The organism is Phytobacter massiliensis JC163, from assembly GCF_000321045.1.
Taxonomy (GTDB): domain Bacteria; phylum Pseudomonadota; class Gammaproteobacteria; order Enterobacterales; family Enterobacteriaceae; genus Phytobacter_A; species Phytobacter_A massiliensis.
This window is the reverse complement of record NZ_HE578945.1, coordinates 1,259,029-1,280,535: the sequence shown is the minus strand read 5'-3', so window position 1 is coordinate 1,280,535 and position 21,507 is coordinate 1,259,029. Positions and strand designations below refer to the sequence as shown.

At 54.1% G+C, this 21,507-nt stretch carries 28 protein-coding genes, 1 tRNA gene and 2 pseudogenes; 23 read left to right on the top strand and 8 right to left on the bottom strand.

Annotated elements, in window-relative coordinates:
• The first annotated feature begins 54 nt into the window (after nucleotides 1-54).
• Entirely contained in the window at nucleotides 55-1,518 is a 1,464-nt protein-coding gene (locus ENTHG_RS06310) for a mannitol dehydrogenase family protein (RefSeq protein ID WP_044176427.1), read from the top strand.
• Between the two features lie 88 nt (nucleotides 1,519-1,606).
• On the opposite strand, the gene ydfZ is transcribed toward ENTHG_RS06310, so the two are convergent.
• From ydfZ to ydfG, 3 genes are all read right to left on the bottom strand, one after another.
• Nucleotides 1,607-1,810, bottom strand: coding sequence for a putative selenium delivery protein YdfZ (gene ydfZ, locus ENTHG_RS06305; protein WP_044176420.1), 204 nt, complete (start codon nucleotides 1,808-1,810; stop codon nucleotides 1,607-1,609).
• Between the two features lie 171 nt (nucleotides 1,811-1,981).
• Complete coding sequence (locus ENTHG_RS06300; RefSeq protein WP_044176411.1) at nucleotides 1,982-2,668, bottom strand: GntR family transcriptional regulator; 687 nt, start codon at nucleotides 2,666-2,668, stop codon at nucleotides 1,982-1,984.
• Nucleotides 2,669-2,757: 89 nt separating this feature from the next.
• Nucleotides 2,758-3,507 carry a bifunctional NADP-dependent 3-hydroxy acid dehydrogenase/3-hydroxypropionate dehydrogenase YdfG gene (gene ydfG, locus ENTHG_RS06295; protein WP_044176401.1) on the bottom strand — a complete coding sequence of 250 codons (750 nt, stop codon included), beginning with the start codon at nucleotides 3,505-3,507 and terminating at the stop codon, nucleotides 2,758-2,760.
• Nucleotides 3,508-3,657: 150 nt separating this feature from the next.
• Between ydfG and dcp the strand changes: the two genes are divergently transcribed.
• Nucleotides 3,658-5,703 (top strand): peptidyl-dipeptidase Dcp, encoded by a 2,046-nt coding sequence (gene dcp / locus ENTHG_RS06290; protein ID WP_044176393.1) that lies wholly within the window; start codon nucleotides 3,658-3,660, stop codon nucleotides 5,701-5,703.
• A gap of 150 nt (nucleotides 5,704-5,853) precedes the next feature.
• On the opposite strand, the gene ENTHG_RS06285 is transcribed toward dcp, so the two are convergent.
• The 5 genes and pseudogenes from ENTHG_RS06285 to ENTHG_RS06265 all read right to left on the bottom strand — a co-directional run.
• Nucleotides 5,854-6,993, bottom strand: a complete 1,140-nt coding sequence (locus ENTHG_RS06285; protein ID WP_044176379.1) for a phage integrase Arm DNA-binding domain-containing protein — start codon at nucleotides 6,991-6,993, stop codon at nucleotides 5,854-5,856.
• Complete coding sequence (locus ENTHG_RS06280) at nucleotides 6,974-7,231, bottom strand: excisionase (protein WP_044176371.1); 258 nt, start codon at nucleotides 7,229-7,231, stop codon at nucleotides 6,974-6,976. Before ENTHG_RS06280 ends, ENTHG_RS06285 begins: the two co-directional genes overlap by 20 nt.
• Before the next feature lie 59 nt (nucleotides 7,232-7,290).
• Nucleotides 7,291-7,533, bottom strand: coding sequence for a DUF4060 family protein (locus ENTHG_RS06275; RefSeq protein WP_044176365.1), 243 nt, complete (start codon nucleotides 7,531-7,533; stop codon nucleotides 7,291-7,293).
• Complete coding sequence (locus tag ENTHG_RS06270; RefSeq protein ID WP_044176353.1) at nucleotides 7,508-7,690, bottom strand: hypothetical protein; 183 nt, start codon at nucleotides 7,688-7,690, stop codon at nucleotides 7,508-7,510. The genes ENTHG_RS06275 and ENTHG_RS06270 overlap by 26 nt, the downstream gene beginning before the upstream one ends.
• 39 nt (nucleotides 7,691-7,729) lie before the next feature.
• Nucleotides 7,730-8,293: pseudogene (locus ENTHG_RS06265) on the bottom strand (recombinase RecT); the annotation flags it as partial.
• Here ENTHG_RS06265 and ENTHG_RS06260 point away from each other — a divergent pair.
• The 21 genes and pseudogenes from ENTHG_RS06260 to ENTHG_RS06165 form a co-directional block, all read left to right on the top strand.
• Nucleotides 8,250-8,699 (top strand): toxin YdaT domain-containing protein, encoded by a 450-nt coding sequence (locus ENTHG_RS06260; RefSeq protein WP_044179067.1) that lies wholly within the window; start codon nucleotides 8,250-8,252, stop codon nucleotides 8,697-8,699. The pseudogene ENTHG_RS06265 and the gene ENTHG_RS06260 sit on opposite strands and share 44 nt — an antisense overlap.
• A 434-nt stretch (nucleotides 8,700-9,133) precedes the next feature.
• Nucleotides 9,134-10,123, top strand: a complete 990-nt coding sequence (locus tag ENTHG_RS06250) for a phage replication protein O (RefSeq protein ID WP_044176341.1) — start codon at nucleotides 9,134-9,136, stop codon at nucleotides 10,121-10,123.
• Entirely contained in the window at nucleotides 10,107-10,853 is a 747-nt protein-coding gene (locus ENTHG_RS06245; RefSeq protein ID WP_044176328.1) for a replication protein P, read from the top strand. Before ENTHG_RS06250 ends, ENTHG_RS06245 begins: the two co-directional genes overlap by 17 nt.
• Entirely contained in the window at nucleotides 10,853-11,377 is a 525-nt protein-coding gene (locus ENTHG_RS06240) for a helix-turn-helix domain-containing protein (protein ID WP_044176317.1), read from the top strand. The genes ENTHG_RS06245 and ENTHG_RS06240 overlap by 1 nt, the downstream gene beginning before the upstream one ends.
• The gene (locus ENTHG_RS06235) at nucleotides 11,352-11,870 is read left to right on the top strand and encodes a recombination protein NinG (protein WP_081653595.1); all 519 of its coding nucleotides are present in this window, start codon (nucleotides 11,352-11,354) and stop codon (nucleotides 11,868-11,870) included. Before ENTHG_RS06240 ends, ENTHG_RS06235 begins: the two co-directional genes overlap by 26 nt.
• Nucleotides 11,867-12,250, top strand: coding sequence for a hypothetical protein (locus ENTHG_RS06230; RefSeq protein WP_044176307.1), 384 nt, complete (start codon nucleotides 11,867-11,869; stop codon nucleotides 12,248-12,250). The genes ENTHG_RS06235 and ENTHG_RS06230 overlap by 4 nt, the downstream gene beginning before the upstream one ends.
• Nucleotides 12,247-12,363: a hypothetical protein gene (locus ENTHG_RS25680; protein ID WP_044176300.1), complete on the top strand. Its 117-nt coding sequence runs from the start codon at nucleotides 12,247-12,249 to the stop codon at nucleotides 12,361-12,363. Before ENTHG_RS06230 ends, ENTHG_RS25680 begins: the two co-directional genes overlap by 4 nt.
• On the top strand, nucleotides 12,360-13,049 hold the full coding sequence (locus tag ENTHG_RS06220; RefSeq protein ID WP_044176292.1) for a bacteriophage antitermination protein Q: 690 nt from the start codon (nucleotides 12,360-12,362) through the stop codon (nucleotides 13,047-13,049). Before ENTHG_RS25680 ends, ENTHG_RS06220 begins: the two co-directional genes overlap by 4 nt.
• A 1,169-nt stretch (nucleotides 13,050-14,218) precedes the next feature.
• A tRNA-Arg gene (locus ENTHG_RS06215) sits at nucleotides 14,219-14,295 on the top strand.
• 127 nt (nucleotides 14,296-14,422) lie between these two features.
• A complete protein-coding gene (locus ENTHG_RS06210) occupies nucleotides 14,423-14,803 on the top strand; it encodes a phage holin family protein (protein WP_044176283.1) in 381 nt (126 codons plus the stop codon).
• Nucleotides 14,790-15,074 (top strand): phage holin family protein, encoded by a 285-nt coding sequence (locus ENTHG_RS06205; protein WP_024558305.1) that lies wholly within the window; start codon nucleotides 14,790-14,792, stop codon nucleotides 15,072-15,074. Before ENTHG_RS06210 ends, ENTHG_RS06205 begins: the two co-directional genes overlap by 14 nt.
• Nucleotides 15,071-15,697, top strand: coding sequence for a glycoside hydrolase family 19 protein (locus ENTHG_RS06200; RefSeq protein ID WP_044176265.1), 627 nt, complete (start codon nucleotides 15,071-15,073; stop codon nucleotides 15,695-15,697). Before ENTHG_RS06205 ends, ENTHG_RS06200 begins: the two co-directional genes overlap by 4 nt.
• Complete coding sequence (locus ENTHG_RS06195; protein WP_044176254.1) at nucleotides 15,694-16,164, top strand: lysis protein; 471 nt, start codon at nucleotides 15,694-15,696, stop codon at nucleotides 16,162-16,164. The genes ENTHG_RS06200 and ENTHG_RS06195 overlap by 4 nt, the downstream gene beginning before the upstream one ends.
• Before the next feature lie 806 nt (nucleotides 16,165-16,970).
• Nucleotides 16,971-17,117, top strand: a complete 147-nt coding sequence (locus tag ENTHG_RS25785; RefSeq protein WP_187371635.1) for a hypothetical protein — start codon at nucleotides 16,971-16,973, stop codon at nucleotides 17,115-17,117.
• Nucleotides 17,118-17,302: 185 nt separating this feature from the next.
• Nucleotides 17,303-17,527, top strand: a complete 225-nt coding sequence (locus ENTHG_RS06185) for a hypothetical protein (RefSeq protein WP_044176229.1) — start codon at nucleotides 17,303-17,305, stop codon at nucleotides 17,525-17,527.
• Between the two features lie 338 nt (nucleotides 17,528-17,865).
• Complete coding sequence (locus tag ENTHG_RS06180) at nucleotides 17,866-18,555, top strand: DUF6246 family protein (protein ID WP_044176219.1); 690 nt, start codon at nucleotides 17,866-17,868, stop codon at nucleotides 18,553-18,555.
• A gap of 309 nt (nucleotides 18,556-18,864) precedes the next feature.
• Complete coding sequence (locus tag ENTHG_RS24740; RefSeq protein ID WP_145973639.1) at nucleotides 18,865-19,248, top strand: type II toxin-antitoxin system YafO family toxin; 384 nt, start codon at nucleotides 18,865-18,867, stop codon at nucleotides 19,246-19,248.
• A gap of 335 nt (nucleotides 19,249-19,583) precedes the next feature.
• Nucleotides 19,584-19,859: a DUF1833 family protein gene (locus ENTHG_RS25990; protein ID WP_081653594.1), complete on the top strand. Its 276-nt coding sequence runs from the start codon at nucleotides 19,584-19,586 to the stop codon at nucleotides 19,857-19,859.
• 9 nt (nucleotides 19,860-19,868) lie between these two features.
• Nucleotides 19,869-20,117: pseudogene (locus ENTHG_RS25780) on the top strand (nitrite transporter); the annotation flags it as partial.
• A 17-nt stretch (nucleotides 20,118-20,134) separates the two neighbouring features.
• Nucleotides 20,135-21,115, top strand: a complete 981-nt coding sequence (locus ENTHG_RS25985; RefSeq protein WP_044176209.1) for a host specificity factor TipJ family phage tail protein — start codon at nucleotides 20,135-20,137, stop codon at nucleotides 21,113-21,115.
• Nucleotides 21,085-21,507: sialate O-acetylesterase (locus ENTHG_RS06165; RefSeq protein WP_044176198.1), on the top strand; the 423-nt coding region annotated here is incomplete at its 3' end. The genes ENTHG_RS25985 and ENTHG_RS06165, both read left to right, overlap by 31 nt.

Below are 21,507 nucleotides of genomic sequence, written 5' to 3'. Positions count from 1 at the left end.
CGGCAGCACGTAATCTAATAAACCACCGTTTCATTTAATAAGATGAGTCTTCCCATGCAAAATAAGCTATTAACGGCAAAGGCCGCGTTACCCACTTACGATCGTAATAAACTGGTACAACGCATTGTCCATTTAGGCTTTGGCGCTTTCCATCGTGCGCACCAGGCGGTGTATGCCGATATTCTGGCGACAGAACACGGCAGCGACTGGGGCTACTGCGAGGTGAACCTGGTTGGCGGCGAACAGCAAATCGCCGACATGAAAGCGCAGGATAATCTTTATACCGTAGCGGAAATGTCAGCCGATGCCTGGACTGCCCGTGTCGTTGGCGTTGCCCGTCGCGCATTGCATGCCGACGTAGACGGTCTGGAAGCGGTGCTGGCGGCGATGTGCGAGCCGCAGGTGGCGATTGTTTCGATCACCATTACGGAGAAAGGCTACGGCCACTCCCCGGCCACGGGCCAGCTGATGCTCGATCACCCGTTTATCGCCCCGGACCTGAAAAACCCGCATCAGCCGAAGTCTGCCGCTGGGGTTATTGTTGAAGCGCTGGCGCGCCGCAGAGCGCAGGGCCTTGGCGCGTTTACCGTGATGTCCTGCGATAACATGCCGGAAAACGGCCACGTCACGCGTAATGTTATTTGCGCCTATGCCCGCGCCGTTGACGCTGAGCTGGCAGACTGGATCGAAGCAAACGTTACGTTCCCTTCCACCATGGTGGACCGTATCGTTCCGGCGGTGACGGCTGAAACGCTGGATAAAATTGAACAGCTGACCGGCGTTCGCGATCCGGCGGGCGTCGCCTGTGAGCCGTTCCGCCAGTGGGTGATTGAAGACAACTTTGTCGCGGGCCGCCCGGAGTGGGAAAAGGCGGGCGCAGAACTGGTCGCCGACGTGGTGCCTTTCGAAGAGATGAAGCTGCGCATGCTTAACGGCAGCCACTCTTTCCTCGCCTATCTGGGTTACCTGGCGGGCTATCAGCACATTAATGACTGCATGGAAGACGACAACTATCGCCGCGCCGCCCACGCGCTGATGCTGCAGGAGCAGGCACCGACCCTGAAAGTGAAGGGTGTCGATCTGGCGAAATACGCCGATATGCTGATTGACCGTTACAGCAACCCGGCTCTGCGCCATCGTACCTGGCAGATCGCTATGGACGGTAGCCAGAAGCTGCCGCAGCGTATGCTGGATTCCGTTCGCTGGCACCGCGCCCATAATCGTGACTTCGACCTGCTGGCGCTGGGCGTTGCAGGCTGGATGCGTTATGTCGGCGGCGTGGACGAGCAGGGCAAGCCTATCGAAGTCAGCGATCCGCTGCTGGCCGTCATTCAACAGGCGGTGAAGGGCAGTGCAGAAGGCGAAGCGCGCGTAAAAGCGCTGTTGGGTATCGAGGCGATCTTTGGTAATGAACTGCCGAAGGACGAGGTGTTTGTCGCGCAGGTTTTACGCGCTTACCAGGCGCTGCTGGCTAACGGTGCGAAAGCAACCGTCGCGCAGTACGCGGCGAAATACTGACAGACCCGCATAGCCCGGATAAAGCGTAACGCCGCATCCGGGCGTTTCGGAAAAAGTAATATGCCGCCCACGGGCGGCATTTTCACCATTAGTGCAGGCCAAGGCGAATCAGCTCAATCGGTTCGAACTTGCCTTCGCAGCCTTCCACTTCTACCGTTTTGCTCCGCCGCAGCTGAGCGGGCGTCAGCCCACTGGCGTGGATAGCGGTAATTTTCCCTGTGCGACCCGTGCCGTTAATCATGACGCGGCTGCCGGTGGTGATAGCATTACGGTTACGATCATAAGTCATCATGGTGGTTTCTCCTTTTTCTGGTCCGCAAAAAGATTGGGGCAGAAGACGTCCCCGGGCGGACGCCATATCAATACGCTTCTTACGGAAGAAAATTTTGTTTTTGATCAACGTCACACTTTTTTAGGGATTAAAAAAGCACGACGTCGCAAAAAAAGGAGGCAATAAGGAGAGTTACTCTTCGCTGAACCAGTCGCGATTTTCCTGACTGATGAGTTTGACGGAGCCGCTGATCTCCTGCAGATGGTGCGTCATGGCGATATCCACGGCGGCAACGTCGCGCTTCTCCAGCGCGTCGAAAATTTCCAGATGCTGGCGCAGCAGCATCTCCGGCGGGGAGACATGATCAAGGCTCATGTAACGGACGCGGTCCATCGTGGCCTTGAGGTTTTCAATGGTGTCCCAGGCGAGCTGGCAGTCAGCAATCTGCGCCAGCCGCTGATGAAATTCATCATCAAGCTGGAAAAAATCATTAAGCTGTTTGCGCTCAATCGCGGTGCGTTGCTGATTAAGGTTTTGCTCAAGCTGGTAGCAGTGGCTGTCGGTGATCATCGTTGCCGCGCGGCGGGCAACGGCACACTCAATCGCCTGACGCACAAAACAGCCGTTGCGGACCTGGGAGAGGGAGATTTTATTCACATAGCTGCCGCGCTGCGGGCGGATCTGAATCAGACCATTTTCAGCCAGTTTGATAAATGCCTCGCGGACCGGCTGGCGCGATACGTCAAAACGCACAGAGACTTCCTTTTCAGAAAGCGGTGTTCCAGGTGGAATAAGGCAATGGACAATATCCCGGCGCAAAATACGGTAAATTTGCTGATTAACGGGTTGCGTAGGGTTGAGTTGAGTTTCGACGATCATTCGCGCTTACTTTTTATGAGGTTAACCGGTCTACCATACCATTAAACCCATAAAGTTCCCATACCCGGCCCGCAGGCCGGGTGCGAAATTTAACTTTCGCGGTGCACGCTCAGGCCCGCATACGTCTGGCTGACCGGCATCATCTCCAGCGTATTGATATTGACGTGCTTCGGCAGGGTCGCCACCCACCATACTGCCTCGGTAACATCTTCCGGGGTCAGGGCGTTGGCATTTTCGTAAGTTTTGCCCGCTTTATTGTCGTCGCCCTTAAAGCGCACGTTGGAAAACTCAGTGCCGCCGACCAGGCCCGGCTCAATATTGGTTACGCGAACGGCGGTGCCGTGCAGGTCGGTACGCAGATTGAGGCTGAACTGGCGAACAAAGGCTTTCGTCGCGCCGTAAACGTTGCCGCCCGCATAAGGCCAGGAGCCCGCGGTGGAGCCAATGTTGATAACATGGCCGCGATTACGTTCAACCATGCCAGGCAATACGGCACGGGTCATATAGACCAGCCCTTTGTTATTGGTGTCGATCATCGTTTCCCAGTCATCGACATTGGCTTTGTGCGCGGGCTCCATGCCAAGCGCCAGACCGGCGTTGTTGACCAGCACATCGATAGCCTGCCATTCGGTCGGAAGCCCCGCCAGCATCTCCTCGATCGCCGCGCGGTTGCGCACGTCCAGCTGAGCGGTATAGAGATTGTCACCCAGCTCGTCTTTCAGTTCCTGCAGGCGCTCCTGACGGCGGCCTGTCGCGATGACTTTATGCCCATTTTGAATAAAACGACGCGTAATACCTTCACCAAAACCCGCCGTCGCCCCGGTTACTAAAATGATCATCTCACTGTTCCTCAACGCTTTTTGTGTCGTATTACCATAGCACAGGCCCGGCCCGCGCGTTAATGGCATAATCTTGTAGTAAATGGCACCAGCGCGAAAACGCTTGCTACTATACCAGCACAGGCTGTTTAACCGTCTTCAGGAGTAACTATGTCGGAAATGAATCCGTTTTTCGAAGCCAGTAATCTGCCTTACCAGGCGCCGCGCTTCGACAGCATTAATCAGCAGCACTATCGTCCGGCGTTTGATAAAGGGGTGGCGGAGAAGCGCGCGGAGATCGACGCCATCATCCATAACCCGTCCCCGGCCGATTTCGACAACACGATACTGGCGCTCGAACGGAGCGGCGAACTGCTGTCACGCGTGACCAGCGTCTTTTTCGCCATGACCTCTGCGCACACCAACGACTATTTGCAGCAGCTGGATGAAGCGTTTTCCGGCGAGCTGGCGGAACTGGCTAACGATATCTACCTGAATGAACGGCTGTTTGACCGTGTGGAAGCGGTCTGGCAGCAGAGAGCGACTGCCGGGCTGGATGATGAGTCGCTGCGCCTGCTGGAGACGACCTTCCAGCGCTTTGTGCTGGCGGGCGCGCGGCTCAGCCAGCAGGACAAAGCGGCGCTTAAGGCGCTGAATACCGAAGCGGCAACCCTGACCAGCCAGTTCAACCAGCGCTTGCTGGCCGCGGATAAAGCGGGCGGGCTGGTGGTTGACCATGCCGATAAGCTGGCAGGGCTTAGCGAAGAGGCGATTGCCGCAGCGGCAGACGCCGCGCGGGAGAAAGGCCTGGCGGATCGCTGGTTGCTTACGCTTCTCAACACCACTCAGCAGCCCGCGCTGGCTACCCTTGATGATCGTCAGACCCGCGAGGCGCTCTTTCGCGCCAGCTGGTTGCGTACCTCCCGCGGCGACGAGGTCGATACCCGCTCGCTGGTGCTGCGCCTGGCGCAGCTGCGCGCGCAGCAGGCGGCACTGCTGGGCTTTGCGGATTACGCCAGCTGGAAAATGGCCGATCAAATGGCGGGAACCCCGGAAGCGGCGTTCGATTTTATGCGTGGTATTGCGCCAGCGGCCCGCGCGCGGGCAGAACGCGAACTGGCGGATATTCAGCGCGTGATTGACGCCCGGCAGGGTGGTTTTACCGCCGAAGCCTGGGACTGGCCCCGTTATGCTGAGCAGGTCCGGCGGGAAAAATATGCCCTGGAGGAGTCCCAGCTCACGCCTTATCTGGCGCTGAATACGGTTTTGACCGACGGCGTCTTTTTCGCCGCCAGCGAACTGTTTGGCCTGCGTTTTGTGGAGCGGTTTGATATTCCGGTCTACCACCCGGACGTCCGTGTGTGGGAGATATTTGACGCCACCGGCGAGGGGATGGCGCTGTTTTACGGCGATTTCTTTGCCCGGGACTCAAAAAGCGGCGGCGCATGGATGGGAAACTTTGTCGAACAATCGACCCTGTTTGCCACCCGGCCCGTTATCTATAACGTCTGCAATTACCAGAAACCCGCTGCCGGACAGACGGCGTTGCTCAGCTGGGACGATGTCATCACGCTTTTCCACGAGTTTGGCCATACGCTGCACGGCCTGTTTGCCAGCCAGCGCTACGCCAGCCTCTCCGGCACCAATACGCCCCGTGATTTTGTCGAGTTCCCGTCGCAAATCAATGAACACTGGGCAAGCCATCCACAGGTGTTCAGCCGCTACGCGCGCCACTACCAGACCGGTGAGCCCATGCCCGAAGCGCTACGCGAAAAAATGCTGGCCAGCGCCACGTTTAATAAAGGCTACGAAATGAGCGAGCTGCTTAGCGCAGCGCTGCTGGATATGAACTGGCATAGCCTGGCGGCGACGGAGCAGATTGATGATGTTGACGCCTTTGAAAAGCGGGCTTTAGCGCGGGAAAACATGGACATGGCCGCCGTACCGCCACGCTATCGCAGCAGCTATTTCGCCCATATTTTCGGTGGCGGTTACGCGGCGGGCTATTACGCTTATCTGTGGACCCAGATGCTGGCCGACGACGGCTATCAGTGGTTCGTGGAGCAGGGCGGATTAAGCCGGGAGAACGGGCAGAGATTTCGCGAGGCGATTTTGTCGCGCGGTAATAGCACTGATTTAGCTGAACTTTATCGAGTGTGGCGCGGGCATGATCCGAAGATTGAACCGATGCTGGTGAATCGTGGGTTGAGTTCATAAAGGCTTTTTCAGGCTGAAACAGAACCGGGCGCGATGCCCGGTTTTTTGTCCGTTTTTTTCTTCCCCAAAACTCCTCCAAAATTCCTCCCCAAAATGAATCCTTAAATTCTGCGAAATTTGCAGGGGAATACTGCCCAATTATTCACGTAGCTACACCTTTACTTTTACCCAGTCGAGACCGCGATCGTTGTGATACTGCGCTGTCATCCGGTCTGATGAGTGACCCAGGAGTCGCTGGGTGTTGATGCCTTGTTCCTCATACAGACGCTCCGATAGAGAACGCTGCTCGTGAAAGGTCGGCATTGTTTTCCCGTCCTCTACGGAAATGCCGGTGCTATCGATCGCGAGCTTGAAGGATACGCTAAGACTGTTCTCGCCAACTTGATCGCTTGCCTTCACATTACCGCTTGATGTCACATGATGAAGAAGCCAGGGGCTTACTACCCGATCCCTGCATCGCTTGATCACCTGCGCCAGGGTGATATCCAACATCTCGCAGCGTAGCGAGAGCGGTATAGCCAGTTTAACCCCTGTTTTTTGCTGCTCAACGTGGAGATGGCCGTCCCAGACATCAGAGAACTTCATTTTGGCGATATCGCCGCGGCGTTGCCCGGTGACCACTGCCAGGAGCATGGAGTTTTGGACGTAGGGCGCCATATTGCCGGCCGCTTCAAATATCACTTTCCACATCTCCAGGTTCAGTCGAGAACGGGTCACTCGGACAGTGACTTTTCTTGTGGCCAGCGCCGGGTTATATCCCGGCTCAACTTCACCTGCGTGCTGCGCTTCTCTGAACAGATCAATCCAGACACTCCGGAGCGTTTGCGCCATCCGCGCTTTGCCTCTGGCTTTATATTCGTCGGTAATGGCCGCCAGCATTTTTGTGGTGACCTCCTGAATGCCAATATCAGGCATCCTTTCAGCCAGCACGTTGGTGCAGGTCCTTCTGGATTTAAGCGTATTATTTTTTATCTCCTTATTGCTGAGCCGCTCTTCCTGTATTTTCAAATATCGTTCGATCCATACGCGCATCCGCATTGATTTCTTTGAGTTAACCTTCTTATGGCTGACCATATCGATCAGGGCAAACGACTGAGCTGCTTCCTGCTGTGCCAGCAGGCGATTCAGTTCAGTGGCGGCCAGTTTGGCCGCCTCCTGATCGGTACCAAAACCGATAAATTGACCGGTTAAAGGGTGCCGGTATTGCCAGTAGGTTTTGCTGTTACGCTTATCCAGCTTGCAGTAGAGATTTGGGATATCAACCCGGTGATTACGTGGTCTGGCTGCCATTAATTACTCGCTCCATAAGCGTCTTAACCGCTTTCGGCATGCATGGTGGTAGAACCGGCGATGCGAGCAAACCAATGAATTTTGCCTCTTCATCGATAACCCAACGTCGGCCTTGTTTCAGCGCCCTTGGGATTGTTTGTCCTGTTTTTGCAATCCTGTGTAGCGACGCTCTGGATGGTGGTTGCTTAAAGCCGTTCGGACCAGAAGCCCAGTCCTCCAGGCTAACGAGCTGTCCCATGGAAACCTCCAGTTTGATTAATATGAGCCATCAAAGCCCGATATGGTGATATTTCAATATCAGGTGGCCTGGCCTGGTAAGGATCGCAGGCGGCGCATGCCGGTCATCGCTGTGGCCACGTAGCTCGCCTTCCGGTTCACCACTTCCACCCAGAGCTTCACGCCTTCCAGCCGCACCGTGTACGTCTCTTTCATCTTGCTGCGCCCATAGTCGCCGTAACGTTCTGCGTGGGTAGCCAGGGCGATATCGCATGCCTGGCGCGCTAAGGGGGACTGCTTACAGCCGCGGTTGATTAATTTCATGCGTACACTCCGGATCAAATTTGTCCCAGCAGTTGATTTCGATATTCCGCTGTAGGCGACGTTCCGCGACTTCTTCCACGCTGCGGTCTGTCATCTCTGCAACAGCCGCGTTACTGTTACGGGCCAGCAAAGCGAGTTCCTCAATACTCCACTTCATAAATCCTCCTGTACGGGAGGGGTTCCCCTCCCACAGCCCTTAGGCCACGTATTCCGGTTTCATATCTGCGAGGGTGATGCTGAACTTATCGTGCAGCTCGTCGCCCAAGTGACGTTTCGCTGCTGCCAGCACGCGCTCGGCTTCCGCGAATCGCTCAGCGGCATCCGGTTCGCCAGGTTGCGGCAGAGAGTTGACCGCGGCCTCAACCGCATTACGGTGCTTTACCAAGTGGTAGCGGCGCGTTGCCTTGTTCTTCAACTCGGTAAACAGGGTGGTGCCGAGTGCAGCTTTCGCTTCGTTAATTTCATTGCCAACGGCGGCGGCGGCCTCCAGCGTTTCAGCGGACTCTATGCGATCCCGGAAATCATCGGCCAGAGCATCGATGTTGGCCGCTGATTCCTGCGCGCTGTGAGTAGTTGTTACGTTGTCACCTTTGATGTCAGCCAGGCTCACGCGCTGGGCGGGTGCCGGGTTGATCTCCTTCTCGGTGCGCTGCTCAACTTCATCCGGGGTATACACGCCCAGAACAACCGCAGGGCAGTACAGGCGCGCCCAGTATTTGAGGGCCAGATATGCGATCTGCTGCTTCGGGTTCGATAACCAGGATGTCGTTGCCGGAATCATCGTTGAGGAATGGGAGCGACAGGGCGGCACCGGGCTAGATTTTCCCGAAGATCTGAGCCGTAAGCGTCAGAAACTCTTCCGCTGGCTCGATGGTGATACGGAGTATGCGCGCAAAAACATCAGCCAGCTGTCGCCCGCGATCATCGCCGTTCTACCGCTTGAGTTCCGTGGCCGCCTGGTACCTCAGGACTGCTTTATGACGCGCTATGCAGCGATGGAGAAGGAGATCGGCGAAGCAAAACGCGCGGTGATTCTGAGGGCGCCACAGCACCAGCTGGTGAAAGAGGTCAGGGAGGGAATTGAGCATCTGCTGGGGCTTCTGCCAGGAGAGGCTGTTGTTCAGGTTCTGAGTGGTCTCGCGGTCATGAGCCCGGGCGTAATGTGAGGTGCGCGGTGAATCATGTCGAATTTATTGAAAAGCACGTTCGCGAAGAACTTATCCGGCAGGGCTACACAGCAGCTGTCGCGCAGGGGGGCATTCCAGGCCGTCGATATGTACCGGCGAATGTCTCAGGCAAGTCGTAAGGGGAGGATTTTCGATGATGTTTTGCGTCACGCAAAGTTATGGGCAGAGAAACAGACGTTGCCAGCAGACCGATTTGAGTCGAAGCGCATCAAGCGCGGTAAGCAGCAGGGTCTGTTCTGAAAAGGTGAAAGCCGCGGTGAGGGGTCACCAACGGCTTTCGGGTGCAAAAACGGGACGTAATTGCGAGGTCATTATGACAAACGCATGTACTAAACACCAGGCTAAAGGGGCATAGCATGTCAAATGTCGCTTATGCCGATTTTGCGGCACGTAGTGCCATCAGGAGCAACCGGATGGAGAACCAGAAGACCGGATTCATCCCGTTGTACCGGAGCGTACTGAAGAAGCCCTGGGCGAAAGATGTGTTCCTGCGCACGTTGTGGGAGAACCTTCTTTTGGGTGCTGCACGTCAGCCCTACACGGCGAACTTTAAAGGCCGTCAATGGCCCTTACAAACCGGACAACTGGTAACCACAACGGCCGATTTGGGGCTGAAATTATGCGACCGGGAAGGGAGGCCGAGTAGTCGTCACGCCGTGGACAGGATGCTTGATGTTTTCGAGCGCGAGGGAATGATTTCTCGTTCTGGAGAGAAGCGAAAAGGCACTGTGATAACCATCACAAATTATGAGCAATATGCTCAAAAAATAGACGATTCACCCGCGCAATTCCCCGCGCATAACGCCGCGCATACCGCCGAGCATAACAAACCCAGCAATGGCGCGAGTTCGGAAGGTGATGCCGCGCATACAGCCGCGCATAAGTCCGCGCAATTCCCCGCGCATCATGAACAACAAGGTAATAACAACAATAAAAACATTAAAAGATCTTCGTTTCGGAATTCTGACGAATCCCGAAACGACGCCACTGAAAAATTTCTCTCTCGTCACCCCGAAGCCATTGACGGAATTTACACCCCGGCAGGCAAATCCTGGGGAACCGCTGACGACCTAAGGGCCGCGCGCTGGATTTACCAGAAACTCCTGGTGGTCAATGCCAGCCTTTCAGAACCCAAATGGGTTGAGTGGGCAAATACAATTCGCCTGATGCGCATGGTTGACCGCCGGACTCACCGCGAGATTTGTGAGTTGCTCGTGTGGGCCAGTGAGGATGATTTCTGGGACAGCAACATCCTGAGCCCTTCCGGCCTTCGCAAGCACTGGGAGCAATTAACCACTCAGCGCCTTAGCCGCCATAACCGCGCCGGGCATGCGCGGCGGCAACCTATCGACTTCAATAACACCGACTGGATTAACGGGGTGCTCGATGAAAAACCTTTCTGAACAGCTGCATAACTTCGATCGGGAAAATTTCCGTCGTGTCGCCCATGGTTTGCCGGAGGTTCAGGATGCTCGCGAACCTGCCCGCCAGGCGCAACAGGTGGCCGAAATATTCAACGGCCTGTTCGCTGAACTGCGCGCTGCGTTTCCGGCGGCTATAGCCAATTTCCGCAACCAGGATGAGTACAACGAGTTTCGCCGACAGTGGCTTCTGGCATTTCGCGAAAACGGTATCACCACCATGGCGCAGGTCGCGGCAGGAATGCGTATTGCCCGGCAGCAGGAGCGACCATTCCTGCCATCACCTGGGCAGTTTGTCGCATGGTGTCGCGCCGGGGAAAGTGCGGCTGTTGGCTTGCCTGATCAGAACGAACTGGTAGCGCTGGTCTATCAGTACTGCCGCACCCGTGGAAGCTATCCGGACGCAGAATCGTACCCGTGGCCGGGAAAAGACGAGCATGGCCAGCACACCATCAAATCCAGGGCGTGTTACTGGATGGTTACCAACTTAAGCCAGCAGATGCGCCAGCAGGGGCTTACTGACCGTGAGCTAAACCGCCAGGCCGGGGAGGAACTGACGAAGATGGTAAAACGCGTCCGAAGCGGCGAGGTACTACCTGAGCCTGTTGTTCGTCTGCCAGTTATGGGGAAAAAACCATTAAGTCGCGAAGAGAGTATGTCGAGGGTTCAGGAAATCCGGGCGAAGTTTGGGTTCAAAGGGGGAAGGGCATAATGGATAACATCAGCATTGAAATCCTGAAAATTGTTTCTGAATTTTCTCCAGTTAACACGGCGCAACTCGTGCAGGTTTTAGGTTGTTCAAAGCGAAAAGTACTCGCTGGGCTGGCTGATCTGCGCGTAGCCGGCCGTATCTTCACGAAAATTCCAGTAGGGCATTTTTCCAGTGAAGCCGCTTATCAGGTCTGGCTTGAGAATGGTGGAAAAGAAAAAATAACCTGCCGTGGGCGCGCGGCGGCGGCTCGCAGTAATTTAACCAAGGCAAGGCGTAACGACACCATACCCTGCAGAACGATCATCATGCTCAGCTCACAAGGCCCCCTTCGCGCAATTGATATTGCCCGCGCCCTGGACGTTCCCTACAACACACTTTCCGGACAGCTCAGCACCATGGTGACGCGTGGGCAGGTCATCAGAACCGGTAGGGCAGGAAAATCTCTCTACAGCCTGGCGCCAGGGGTTGAACTGGAGCAGGGGGCGGCTACTCCGGTTAATGGCATCTTTGCAGAACCGGGCTGAAGCTCTGCGTGCTGAGAAGAAGCGCCAGCGTGAAGAGGAGAAGGCAGGGCGCCAGCGCCGCCGGGAGAAGCGTGTGGCACTCAAAACTAAAACGCAGTGGAAGAATGAGGCTCAGGCCGCGTTCAACCGCTACGTGCGTCTGCGTGATGCCGGAAAGTCGTGCATCAGTTGTGGCCGCCTCCCTGCTCAAAAATATGGCGGAACTATGGACTGTGGACACTACCGCACCCGCGGTGCTGCCGCCCACCTGGCCTTTAATCTGCACAATACCGCAGCACAGTGCGTTCAGTGTAACCGCGACCGGGCTGGCGCCCAAAAAGCGTTTGAGCAGGGGCTGATTGAGCGGATCGGGCCAGAGAAAGTCGAAGCGCTTAACAACAACAACGCCGTCCGCAAGTTCGATATCCCGTACCTGCAGCGCATCAAATCAATCTTCACCCGCAAAGCCCGCGCGCTGGAGAAGCGCCGCGCCCGTCAACAGGAGGCAGCATGAGCACAGAAACCGAAATAGAACTCGGCAAGGTTGTCGCATTCCCGACGAAGAATAACGAGCTACAGGACGGGCTGGTAATTCAGCGTGAAGGCCAAAAGTTGATGTGCCTGCACTCAGCTGTTTGGGTTAACGAGAAGGACAGGACGCTACGTTGCCGTAAGTGTGAAACGTTAATTGACCCCTTTGACTACCTGATGACGCTCTGCGACCAGGAGTCTCGATACTGGGAAAACGTTAAATGTCTTCGTCGTGAAGAAAAGCAGCGCCGACAGAATATAGAGAAGCTGATTCAGATCGAGAAAAACGCCAAGTCCCGCATACGTCGCGCTGGGGAGAAGTCACCACTACCGCTCTGGCAGAACGAGAGGGTCGATGAATGACCCGCGAGCAGATAGCCCGATACCAGGCCGATTGCGTCATGCGAGCCAAGATTCCGCCAGTAGCAAAGCACAGTCAGACCAAAACCAAACAGCCAGAGAGGGCCGCAGCGTGAACACACAATACCTGGAATTTGTACGCCAGCAGCTGATCGTTGCGACCGCCGATCTGAGCGGGGCTACGAAAGGGCAGTTGATGGCATGGCTGGAGAGTGCCCAGTTTGACACGAAGACCTTTAAGCGGAAGAAGCCGCGCGTGAAGGATGAAGTGACTGGGGAGATGATAACGCTGGATAATCCACCCATTCCCGGTAAACAGTCACATGCAAAGGGCTCTCATATCCCCTTGGTTCAGCCTGTCGAATACTCTACCGCGTCGTGGCGCCGGGCGGTTCTGTCACTCGAGGAACACCAGAAGGCGTGGATACTCTGGAACTATAGCGAAAACACGCGCTGGGAGAACCAGGTGGCGATCACCCAGTGGGCATGGGCAGAGTTCAGGGTGCAATTGGGAACGAGGAAAATGGCCGTTAAAACCATGGAGCGCCTGAAAGCGTTAATCTGGCTGGCTGCGCAGGATATGAAGGAAGTACTGGCCGGGCGTGACCCTTATCAGTATAGGGATCTGGCCGCGCTGGCGGGCGTGAACAAAACAAATTGGTCTCAGAACTATGTTGACCACTGGGAGGCAATGACAGGGCTGTTTGCTCGCTTAGATACTGACTCCCTGTGGCAGGCTTCGCGAACACGTTCACAACAAAAGGCTGCAAATTATCAGCAGGGTATTGCAGAAATGAACTAATTGGCGTATATTTCGACTAAATCTGATATCGTCGCTATAGCTTTGATTGTCGACCGAATTACAAGAAAGAGCCCTGCGGTTTACCTCGTAGGGCTTTTTGCTTACTGCCCTCAGCACTGATAACTAATTTCTAATTAACCGTTATCTGTAACATCTCGCGCCACTGGCCTCGTCGCCAATGGATGGCGGTAAGTTGGAATTATCCGCGAGGTCAGGCTAATCACTTTGAGCCTCGGCATTTAGCCGGGGCTTTTTCGTATCTGGCTCAACGGTTGACAGGCGCATCACCTTATCCATGCGGGGTGTTGCCCGAACAGCGCCAGAACCACTGGTCGCTGGCCCTTTCCGTCTATAAGTCTTGTCGTGAATGTTCCGGCGATCAAAGCAACGACATCGACGTGGTTGAGGTGAAGTGTATTAATTGCATTTACCACTTGGTTTTTTTAGAGGCCCGCATGAACCGGGATCCAGCATCTTGTAACCTTTTGCTTTCATGCAATTTTCAAGCTTGAAAATGCGTTCATCATGTTGTTCCATGCTCTCTCCATCCAGGCTATTTCTTCGGAATGTCTCATCCCAGGAGTGAAGCGGGTATGATTTTGATACTCCGCAGGCATACAAGTCTTTCCTGCGCTGCTGAACATCTGTATGCCCCATGCTTTGAGGTTTCTGGAACGTCTGGACGTAGGGTGGAAAACTGTAATTACTTGAGTCCATATCTGCTACAACACAACCGGTTAAAACAATACAAAATATCAAACTGAGTTTTCTTATCCTGCGCATTTTTCGGTTCTTCCCGGAGTTATGTATTAAACTTTCACTTGCCCGGCTTAACCGGGGTACTTATTTATAACACAGCCCCCCGACTTAATCGGAGATGAGAGATATACATCGCATGTGCCGTTTAGGGAGTAAGTTCAAAATTTTGATTCAGCCTCTGATACACACGCGTAAAAGTGGTCTACTCTTAAAATGCATTCTTTGACAGTCAAAACAATAACACTCAGCAGATGGTGAATCCCCCTGTGCGGAGGGGCACTACTGGCGGCCTTGAGTTTGTAGACGCATGCGGAACGTTGTTGCCAGTCGGCGTTTCACCGGGAGGCACCCGGCACCATCCAGAGATGCTGTACCTGATAGCCTGTTCGTCCGAGCAGGCTTTTTTTTCGCCGCCGATAGCTCAGCAGGAAAGAGCAACCGCCTTCTAAGCGGTGCGTCCGGGGTTCAAATCCTCGTCGGCGGACCAGATATCCAGCCTGTTTCCGGTTTGCACCCGGCGGTGGCCCACCGTAACAGGGCATGAAAGCTCACTTCGGTGGGCTTTTTTTATTTCCCCTCTTACCCGAGAGGATGCACAGCAATGAGGGGGCTTCATGTCCGATCCGGTTTCCGGAACTGTCGCAGGTGGCGCTGCGCTTACTGGTGCGAGTATCTATGGTCTGCTGACCGGCACGGATTATGGTGTCGTTTTTGGCGCTTTTGCCGGTGCGGTCTTTTATGTAGCCACAGCTGCTGATTTAACCCTGATACGTCGTGCTGCCTATTTCGTTGTTTCTTACATCGCCGGGGTCTACGGCGCAGGGCTGGTGGGTTCAAAGCTTGCCAGCCTGACGCACTACGAAGACAAGCCGCTTGATGCACTAGGGACTGTAATTCTTTCTGCATTGACGATCAAAATCCTGACGTTCGCCAGCCAGCAGGACCCCGCTCAGTGGTTTCAGCGGTGGAGAGGGGGAGCCAATGGTAATAAGTGATCCGCTGGTACTGACCAACGTAGCGACGTGTTCAGCCATTGTGCTGCGCCTGATGCTTTTCCGTAAGCCGGGCGCGCGTCATCGCTGGTGGGCATCATGGCTGGCATACCTGATTATTCTGGCGTATGCCTCGGTGCCGTTCCGTTATTTCTTTGACTTTTACGTCCATGTTCACTGGGCGTCGGTCATCATCAACTTAATCATCTGCGCTGCCGTGTTCCGCGCACGGGGAAATGTGGCGCGTCTGTTTCAGGTACTGAGGCCCGAATGAACCTAACAAAATTTCAGCAGGCGGCTGGTTTAAGCGCCGGGTTAGCTGCGCGCTGGTTTCCGCACATCGATGCGGCGATGAAAGAATTCGGCATTACTGCCCCTGTTGACCAGGCGATGTTTATTGCTCAGACCGGGCATGAATCGGTCGGCTTTACCCGGCTGGTGGAAAGCATGAATTACAGCGTGGCCGGACTGGCAGGTTTCGTTCGCGCCGGGCGGCTTACTCAGGATCAGGCCAATATGCTTGGCCGGCGTTCTTACGAAAAAGCGCTGACTCTGGAACGCCAGCGCGCTATCGCAAATCTGGTGTATAGCAAGCGCCTCGGTAATAACGCATCCGGCGACGGATGGAAGTATCGCGGTCGCGGGCTGATTCAGATCACCGGCCTGGCTAATTACCGTGACTGCGGCTCGGCGCTGAAACTCGACCTGGTAACCAGCCCGGAGCTACTGGAGCAGGATCGAAACGCGGCGCGCTCGGCGGCATGGTTCTATGTCACCAGCGGGTGTCTGCTTTATTCGGGAGACCTGGAACGCATTACGCAGATTATCAATGGTGGCCATAACGGCATTGAAGACCGCCGTCTGCGCTACAACCGGGCACAAGCGGCATTGTTATGATCCAGGCACTACTGAAGAGGTACTGGCTATCGCTGGTGGTGCTGGTGCTGATTGGCGTGCTGGCAGTTCTGGTCAACCGGTACCGTGACAGCGCCATTGAGTACAAAAAGCAACGTGACGAGAAAACGCAGGCGCTCAGTCTGGCGAACGCCACCATCAACGACATGCAGGTGCGCCAGCGCGATGTGGCTGTTCTTGATGCCAAATACACGAAGGAGCTGGCTGATGCCCAGGAAACTATTGATCAGCTTGAACGTGATGTTGCTGTTGGCAAGCGTCGGCTGCAGCTCAACGCAACCTGTGCCGCGAACGGAACGGCCAGCTCCACCAGCCTGGGCGATGCTACCGGCCCCCAACTTACTCGATCCGCTGAGCGGGATTATTGGCGTCTCAGGGCAGGAATCGAAACCATCACCGGGCAAGTGAACTACTTGCAGGACTACATCAGGCAGCAGTGCCTTAAATAACCGAGGAAATTATGAGCGAAGTAAAACCGCAGGATGGCAGCGTGCCGTGCTGTAGCCCGCCCTGACGCTGATTGCTAAGGCATTACAGCTGAGCCACTGTCGAAGTGTCATGTTGCATGTAGACGGATGCATACCGGTTATCAGCGGCAATAAGGAGCCAAATACTCATGGCTCGAGCGCAGCCGCTGAAAGAGCATGGAAGATGTTCCAGTTGGGTTGGGAGCATGGCCCATAAGCAGTTTACCCGCAAGGATTTTGTAAAAAGGCTTGCATTCATCCTGAAATGGTCTAAATTTCCGTGGTCCCAAAGTGACTGAAACAGCAGTTAAATCAGGGATGCTGACATAACCATGAGGGGGAAAGTGCCGGGTGGCTCCTGCTGACTCCTTTTATAGTTAATCAGCTAATAATAATCGCGGAAGCGTAAAAAATTTACAGGCCTGAGAGTTCTGTAAAAAAAACCTCAGAAACAGGAAATCCAGGCTGTTTCTGAGGCTTGCAAATGCAAATTCGTTACACTACCAATGTAAAGAAACTACTTGGGGCTTGAATGAGAGTATTCTCATAAACATTGTTGTTTTTTGTTCCCCTTCATAGTTTTTTACAAAAGCCGCCAGTTAATGCTGGTGGCTTTTTTATTGCTTATCGCGCGCCAGTCCTATCCATCGCGACTGCGTAAACGGGGTGACCAGGCATAACACCATCAGGAAAAGGAAATCGCTGACCCAGCCTTCTACGATGATCGCTTTGGGGGAAGATACCCTATTGTCTACACTTAAAGTTTCCAACATAAAGAGGAGGTGTGTATGACTGACCGTCCAGTTGAAGGTGATCATCCAGACTTTAGTCCTATCCCGGGCTACGGTGAAAACGACCAGCAAGATCGCACTGATAAAACCCAAAAAGATGATCCGGGTGTTGCGCCAGAGTCTGGCGATAAGCAGCCAGAATGAATCAAAGCCGCCTACGGGCGGTTTTTTGTTGGTTACAAGTCACCATCTAAAACAGAGCATCAAATAGCGCTCGCTTGATAAATTGTTAAGAATTGCCTTATCGCAGACTATGAGAAAAAGTAGCTAAAGAAATTAGAAAATTAGCCGTTGTGTACATAGGGTTTTTAACTCAGGGATACTAAGTGATGCCTTTTCTGATTGTGATTTTTGTTGTCATTATGGTGTTGGTGCTTTGGAAGTCCGGAATACCTCAGGCAATCATCATGTTAATCATTCCATTGATGTTTAGCACGTTAGGTGGGATGGCTGCAGCTGCGGGTGTCAGCGCTTTTGCGACGCCATTTATTGGGGTACCTGTTGGAATCGCTGTCTTTTTGATGCTACTGGGCAAGTTCTTATCTAAGCGGTGAGTCCTCTCGAAATTTTATGCATTGAAGCCACCCCAGTAGCGGTGGCTTTTTTATGCACATCGCACGCGCACATCCAAGAGAGTCTTTCAGCTGTGAGCCACTGGTTGTAGCTGGTGGCTTTTTAATGCCATCAAAATGGGCAGCCTCATCGTTATAGCGAGTTAAACCCTGGAGCGTCTCATGGCGAGCGATGACGAACGCAGACCATATCCGCCAGTTAACTTCATTGACTCCGACAACTGGCAGCCATACACCCGAGTAACCCACACCGTAACCGTCACTGTGTAGGCAAAACAAAGGGCAGCACATCTGCCCTTGATTTTGCTTATGGGGGAAAGATGACACCAGTTAAAGAGTTTGGCGAATGCCTTATCAGTGTCGGGGATAAGGACTATTTTTTCCGCCCGTCACTCCTAGCAATGTCCAGTATTGGCGAGCCTGTAGAAATTGTTCAGACGTTTTACGATCTCTGCAATGATGAAGTGACTTCCCTCATCCAGAAGGCCGCTGAATCCTACATCCACTCAGAATATGACCGCCTGCCTGAATATGTTATTAGCTACATACAGAGCGGCATACTGAGCCGTAAGGCGATCATGGCTGCGCATACGGTTTTGTCCGCATGCTGCGAGGATGATGTGGGAGAGCTGATCGGCTGGATGAAGCCAGGTAAAAGCCGAAAGCGGGGCTTTATGTGGCGGCGGGGTATTTTGCCGCCTCAGGATATGGTCATCATCGCTCAAAGTCTGATGATGCACGGCATTATCGGCCAGGCCAAGTTACGTAAGCTACAGCGCTACGAATCGAACGAGCCCACAAATGAATTCAGGGCATCGGATTACATCATTGCTGCGCGAAACCACTTCAACGTCAGCAAAGAAGAGGCCGCACAACTGACGATGACAGAGTTCCAGATGATGCTGGTCGCTAAATACCCTGAACAGAAGGGGTACACCCGGGAAGAATACGATACCGCGGCAGATGACTACTTTGCGCGACGCAAGCGCCGGCAGGCAAAGGCTCTGTAATTTCTCAATTCAATGCATTTTGGATCGCCATGGTTTGCCCTAGATTGTCTTGAGGCTTGCTCAAATATGAGCAAGGTATTAAACTGACGACATCGTCAAGATTGCTATCGGAGGTTTTATGACAACATTTACCTTTGTAATGCCACAGCAGCGCCGAGTGCGAGCTGAGATGGCTGCATGGGCAAATGGTCAGAAGACTCACTCTGTTAAGCTTGTGACTATCTCCCCGAAAAAGGCTACCGATATTTCTCGTAGAATGGCCGAGGCTATGTCAAGAACATGTGATGGTTCATTCGAAATCGCATAAAAGTGACTAGCAATAATCAAAAATTCAAAGGAACAGTTTACCTTTCGCCAACCTTCAGCGCTGAGATGCGGAAAATGGAAGGGGTTGGTGATTTTTCTTTGACTGATTTGAAAGATGCTTTTAAGCAGTACTGGGCTACCGGGTTCCATCCTTCTCTTGGGCAAGATTCAAGCTTTGCGAGACCAGAGGAGATACTCTCTCTGAGTGTTCGAAAGGCTCATGTCGATCAAGGAACCTATCCTACAGATAAAGGTTACTCCGCTACTGAGGCTGCATGGACTAAATGGAGAACGGGGTCTGTAAATTCTAAGCCATCGAGTAATGCATATCTTATTTACGCGGTTACTGCCGAAAGAGATGCTATGTTGACCGCTTTTTTTATCTGATGATGCCCACACGACAACAGAAAAAATACCTATATGGATAGCATCATTGAAATCACCTATCGTTTCTATGATGCCAGAAAATCTAAGCCAATGCCTCTCGAAGAACATGCCAGCTTGTTCGACGATAAATGGTTAGAAGATTAAAAGCCGCCACCCGGCGGGTTTTTGCTTTCTTAAAGACCCAGTCCGCCACAGTCGGTTTTCCCGTTCCCGTCGATTGAGATCAATAAATCATCGTTTGCCGTTGCGCCTGTGCTATTCCTGGGTAGGATGTTCATTTTTACCAGTGGGGATAGGGATATGAGCCTTGATGGATTCTCTCGAGATAAAGTCGAATGGTTCAGGTCGTGGGTGCTCAAAAAGAGCTTTTTAGAAGTGGTAGATCTTCATTGTCAACTAACCTGAGCAATGGCTCGTTGATAATGCGGCAGTACATTTCAAAAGACCTGAATTCACCAGCCTCACCACCAATGGTTTTCCAGATTAAAGATGGATACTGGAAAGCGAGTGAGGTTCAGATCAGAGCCGGGTTCCTTAATATCCTCAATACAGGCTGGCCGCGTTTTCGCTATACGCTACCGCTGTTTCCCGGTCTTCGTTATCTCCAGTAGGAAATCATCATGTTCAGTCCTGAAAAATACCGTTCTGTCGTCTGGCAGAAAGGCGGCCGCGCTTTCCCCGGGCTCGACTGCTTTGGCATTGTTAACGAAATCCGGCGGGACCTTGGCCTGGTGTCGTGGCCTGATTTTGCCGGCGTCACGAAGGATGATAACGGTCTCGATCGGGAAGCGCGCGGGCTGATGGCGGACCTGACACGTTGTGAGCCTGTTCCGGGCGCAGGCATTGCCTGCTACTGTGGATCCGTGGTGATCCGCAGACGCATAATGTGCATGTGCTGGTTCAGTACAGAAATGCCGCCACGGCCGGGGCCTGGAAAACGGTGGCATACAATTTCAGTAATAAGACAGCAGACGGCCACGGTTACACCCGCCGCATCAGCGGCCTGCCCGCGGCGCAGTACGAGGTCAGGGTGCGGCGAACGACAAAAATCGGCGGCGCCAGAACGGTAAATAACGTCTACTGGCAGGCGCTGCGTTCCCGCCTGGCAAAGCGTCCCGCCCGGTACAACAACGTGACCACCATCGCTCTGTCCGTCCGCACAGGAAACCGCCTGGCGGCGCAGTCCGATCGCCGCATCAGTGTAATACCCACCCGCATTTACAGCGGTGGGCGTACCTCACGCAGCATCAGCGGGGCGTTATACCATGTTCTTGAGTCGCTGGGATTCACGACCAGCCAGATTGACAGCGTCGCGATAGACGCGCTGGAAACAATCTGGTGGACGCCGCGGAATGAGACGTTCGACTGGGCCACGGGTGACAGTAAATCTGCCCTGGAGGTGCTGCAAAAAATCACCGGTGCCGGCATGGGCTATTTTTTGCTGTCTGACGGGCTGATTTCTGCTGGTCGGGAGGGCATTAAACCCTGGGTGGGCATGATTACGCCGCAGGAGACAACCGAAGAACTGCAGACAGCGTTCCGGGCACCCTCGCAGGATGATTACGACGGCGTGGACGTGACGTACATCAACGGGACGACCTGGGCGGAGGAAACCGTCCAGTGTCGGCTGCCCGGCAATCCTGTGCCGCAGAAAGTTGAGAGCTACACGCTGGATGGCGTACTGGATGCAGACCGCGCTTACCGGACAGGTATGCGCCGGTTGTCGCAATGGCAACAGAACTGCTCGACAAAGACTGGCTGGACAGCGATGCGGCAGTTATTGGGTCGGCGCATGGCAATGGTGGGCAGAGTATTGACCAGCTTGAACGTGAATCCGTGTTTTACAACAACCTTATTACCGCCGTGACGTATACCTGCGGGTATGTAAAGCAGCAGGGACTGCATTACAGCGTGCCGTTTATCGACTGGGTGCAGGGCGAAGCGGACAGAAAACTGCCAGCGGGCGAATACACGGCCCAGCTGATGCAGCTGCGCCAGCATCTTCAGGAAGATATAGCGGCCGCAACCGGTGATGATTATCCGGTTCCGGTTTTGCTTGACCAGATAAGCAATGCCACCGCCTACAACATGACGGCAAGCTTCGTACCGCTGGAACAACTGCAGATTGCGCTCGACCATCCCGCACTGTTTACCTGCGCCGGTCCCAAGTACTGGCTGGAAACAGTGGACGACGGGGTGCATCTCACAACGGAGTCCAGCCAGCGTCTGGGCAGTCTGCATGCCCGTGCCGCCGCCGCA

Bases quoted from the DNA above. Each gene is read 5' to 3' on its own strand.
- ENTHG_RS06310 (WP_044176427.1), top strand. From the start codon at position 55: ATGCAAAATAAGCTATTAACGGCAAAGGCCGCGTTACCCACTTACGAT.
- ydfZ (WP_044176420.1), bottom strand. From the start codon at position 1,810: ATGATGACTTATGATCGTAACCGTAATGCTATCACCACCGGCAGCCGC.
- ENTHG_RS06300 (WP_044176411.1), bottom strand. From the start codon at position 2,668: ATGATCGTCGAAACTCAACTCAACCCTACGCAACCCGTTAATCAGCAA.
- ydfG (WP_044176401.1), bottom strand. From the start codon at position 3,507: ATGATCATTTTAGTAACCGGGGCGACGGCGGGTTTTGGTGAAGGTATT.
- dcp (WP_044176393.1), top strand. From the start codon at position 3,658: ATGTCGGAAATGAATCCGTTTTTCGAAGCCAGTAATCTGCCTTACCAG.
- ENTHG_RS06285 (WP_044176379.1), bottom strand. From the start codon at position 6,993: ATGGCAGCCAGACCACGTAATCACCGGGTTGATATCCCAAATCTCTAC.
- ENTHG_RS06280 (WP_044176371.1), bottom strand. From the start codon at position 7,231: ATGGGACAGCTCGTTAGCCTGGAGGACTGGGCTTCTGGTCCGAACGGC.
- ENTHG_RS06275 (WP_044176365.1), bottom strand. From the start codon at position 7,533: ATGAAATTAATCAACCGCGGCTGTAAGCAGTCCCCCTTAGCGCGCCAG.
- ENTHG_RS06270 (WP_044176353.1), bottom strand. From the start codon at position 7,690: ATGAAGTGGAGTATTGAGGAACTCGCTTTGCTGGCCCGTAACAGTAAC.
- ENTHG_RS06250 (WP_044176341.1), top strand. From the start codon at position 9,134: ATGGAGAACCAGAAGACCGGATTCATCCCGTTGTACCGGAGCGTACTG.
- ENTHG_RS06245 (WP_044176328.1), top strand. From the start codon at position 10,107: ATGAAAAACCTTTCTGAACAGCTGCATAACTTCGATCGGGAAAATTTC.
- ENTHG_RS06240 (WP_044176317.1), top strand. From the start codon at position 10,853: ATGGATAACATCAGCATTGAAATCCTGAAAATTGTTTCTGAATTTTCT.
- ENTHG_RS06235 (WP_081653595.1), top strand. From the start codon at position 11,352: ATGGCATCTTTGCAGAACCGGGCTGAAGCTCTGCGTGCTGAGAAGAAG.
- ENTHG_RS06230 (WP_044176307.1), top strand. From the start codon at position 11,867: ATGAGCACAGAAACCGAAATAGAACTCGGCAAGGTTGTCGCATTCCCG.
- ENTHG_RS25680 (WP_044176300.1), top strand. From the start codon at position 12,247: ATGACCCGCGAGCAGATAGCCCGATACCAGGCCGATTGCGTCATGCGA.
- ENTHG_RS06210 (WP_044176283.1), top strand. From the start codon at position 14,423: ATGTCCGATCCGGTTTCCGGAACTGTCGCAGGTGGCGCTGCGCTTACT.
- ENTHG_RS06205 (WP_024558305.1), top strand. From the start codon at position 14,790: ATGGTAATAAGTGATCCGCTGGTACTGACCAACGTAGCGACGTGTTCA.
- ENTHG_RS06200 (WP_044176265.1), top strand. From the start codon at position 15,071: ATGAACCTAACAAAATTTCAGCAGGCGGCTGGTTTAAGCGCCGGGTTA.
- ENTHG_RS06195 (WP_044176254.1), top strand. From the start codon at position 15,694: ATGATCCAGGCACTACTGAAGAGGTACTGGCTATCGCTGGTGGTGCTG.
- ENTHG_RS25785 (WP_187371635.1), top strand. From the start codon at position 16,971: ATGACTGACCGTCCAGTTGAAGGTGATCATCCAGACTTTAGTCCTATC.
- ENTHG_RS06185 (WP_044176229.1), top strand. From the start codon at position 17,303: ATGCCTTTTCTGATTGTGATTTTTGTTGTCATTATGGTGTTGGTGCTT.
- ENTHG_RS06180 (WP_044176219.1), top strand. From the start codon at position 17,866: ATGACACCAGTTAAAGAGTTTGGCGAATGCCTTATCAGTGTCGGGGAT.
- ENTHG_RS25990 (WP_081653594.1), top strand. From the start codon at position 19,584: ATGGTTCAGGTCGTGGGTGCTCAAAAAGAGCTTTTTAGAAGTGGTAGA.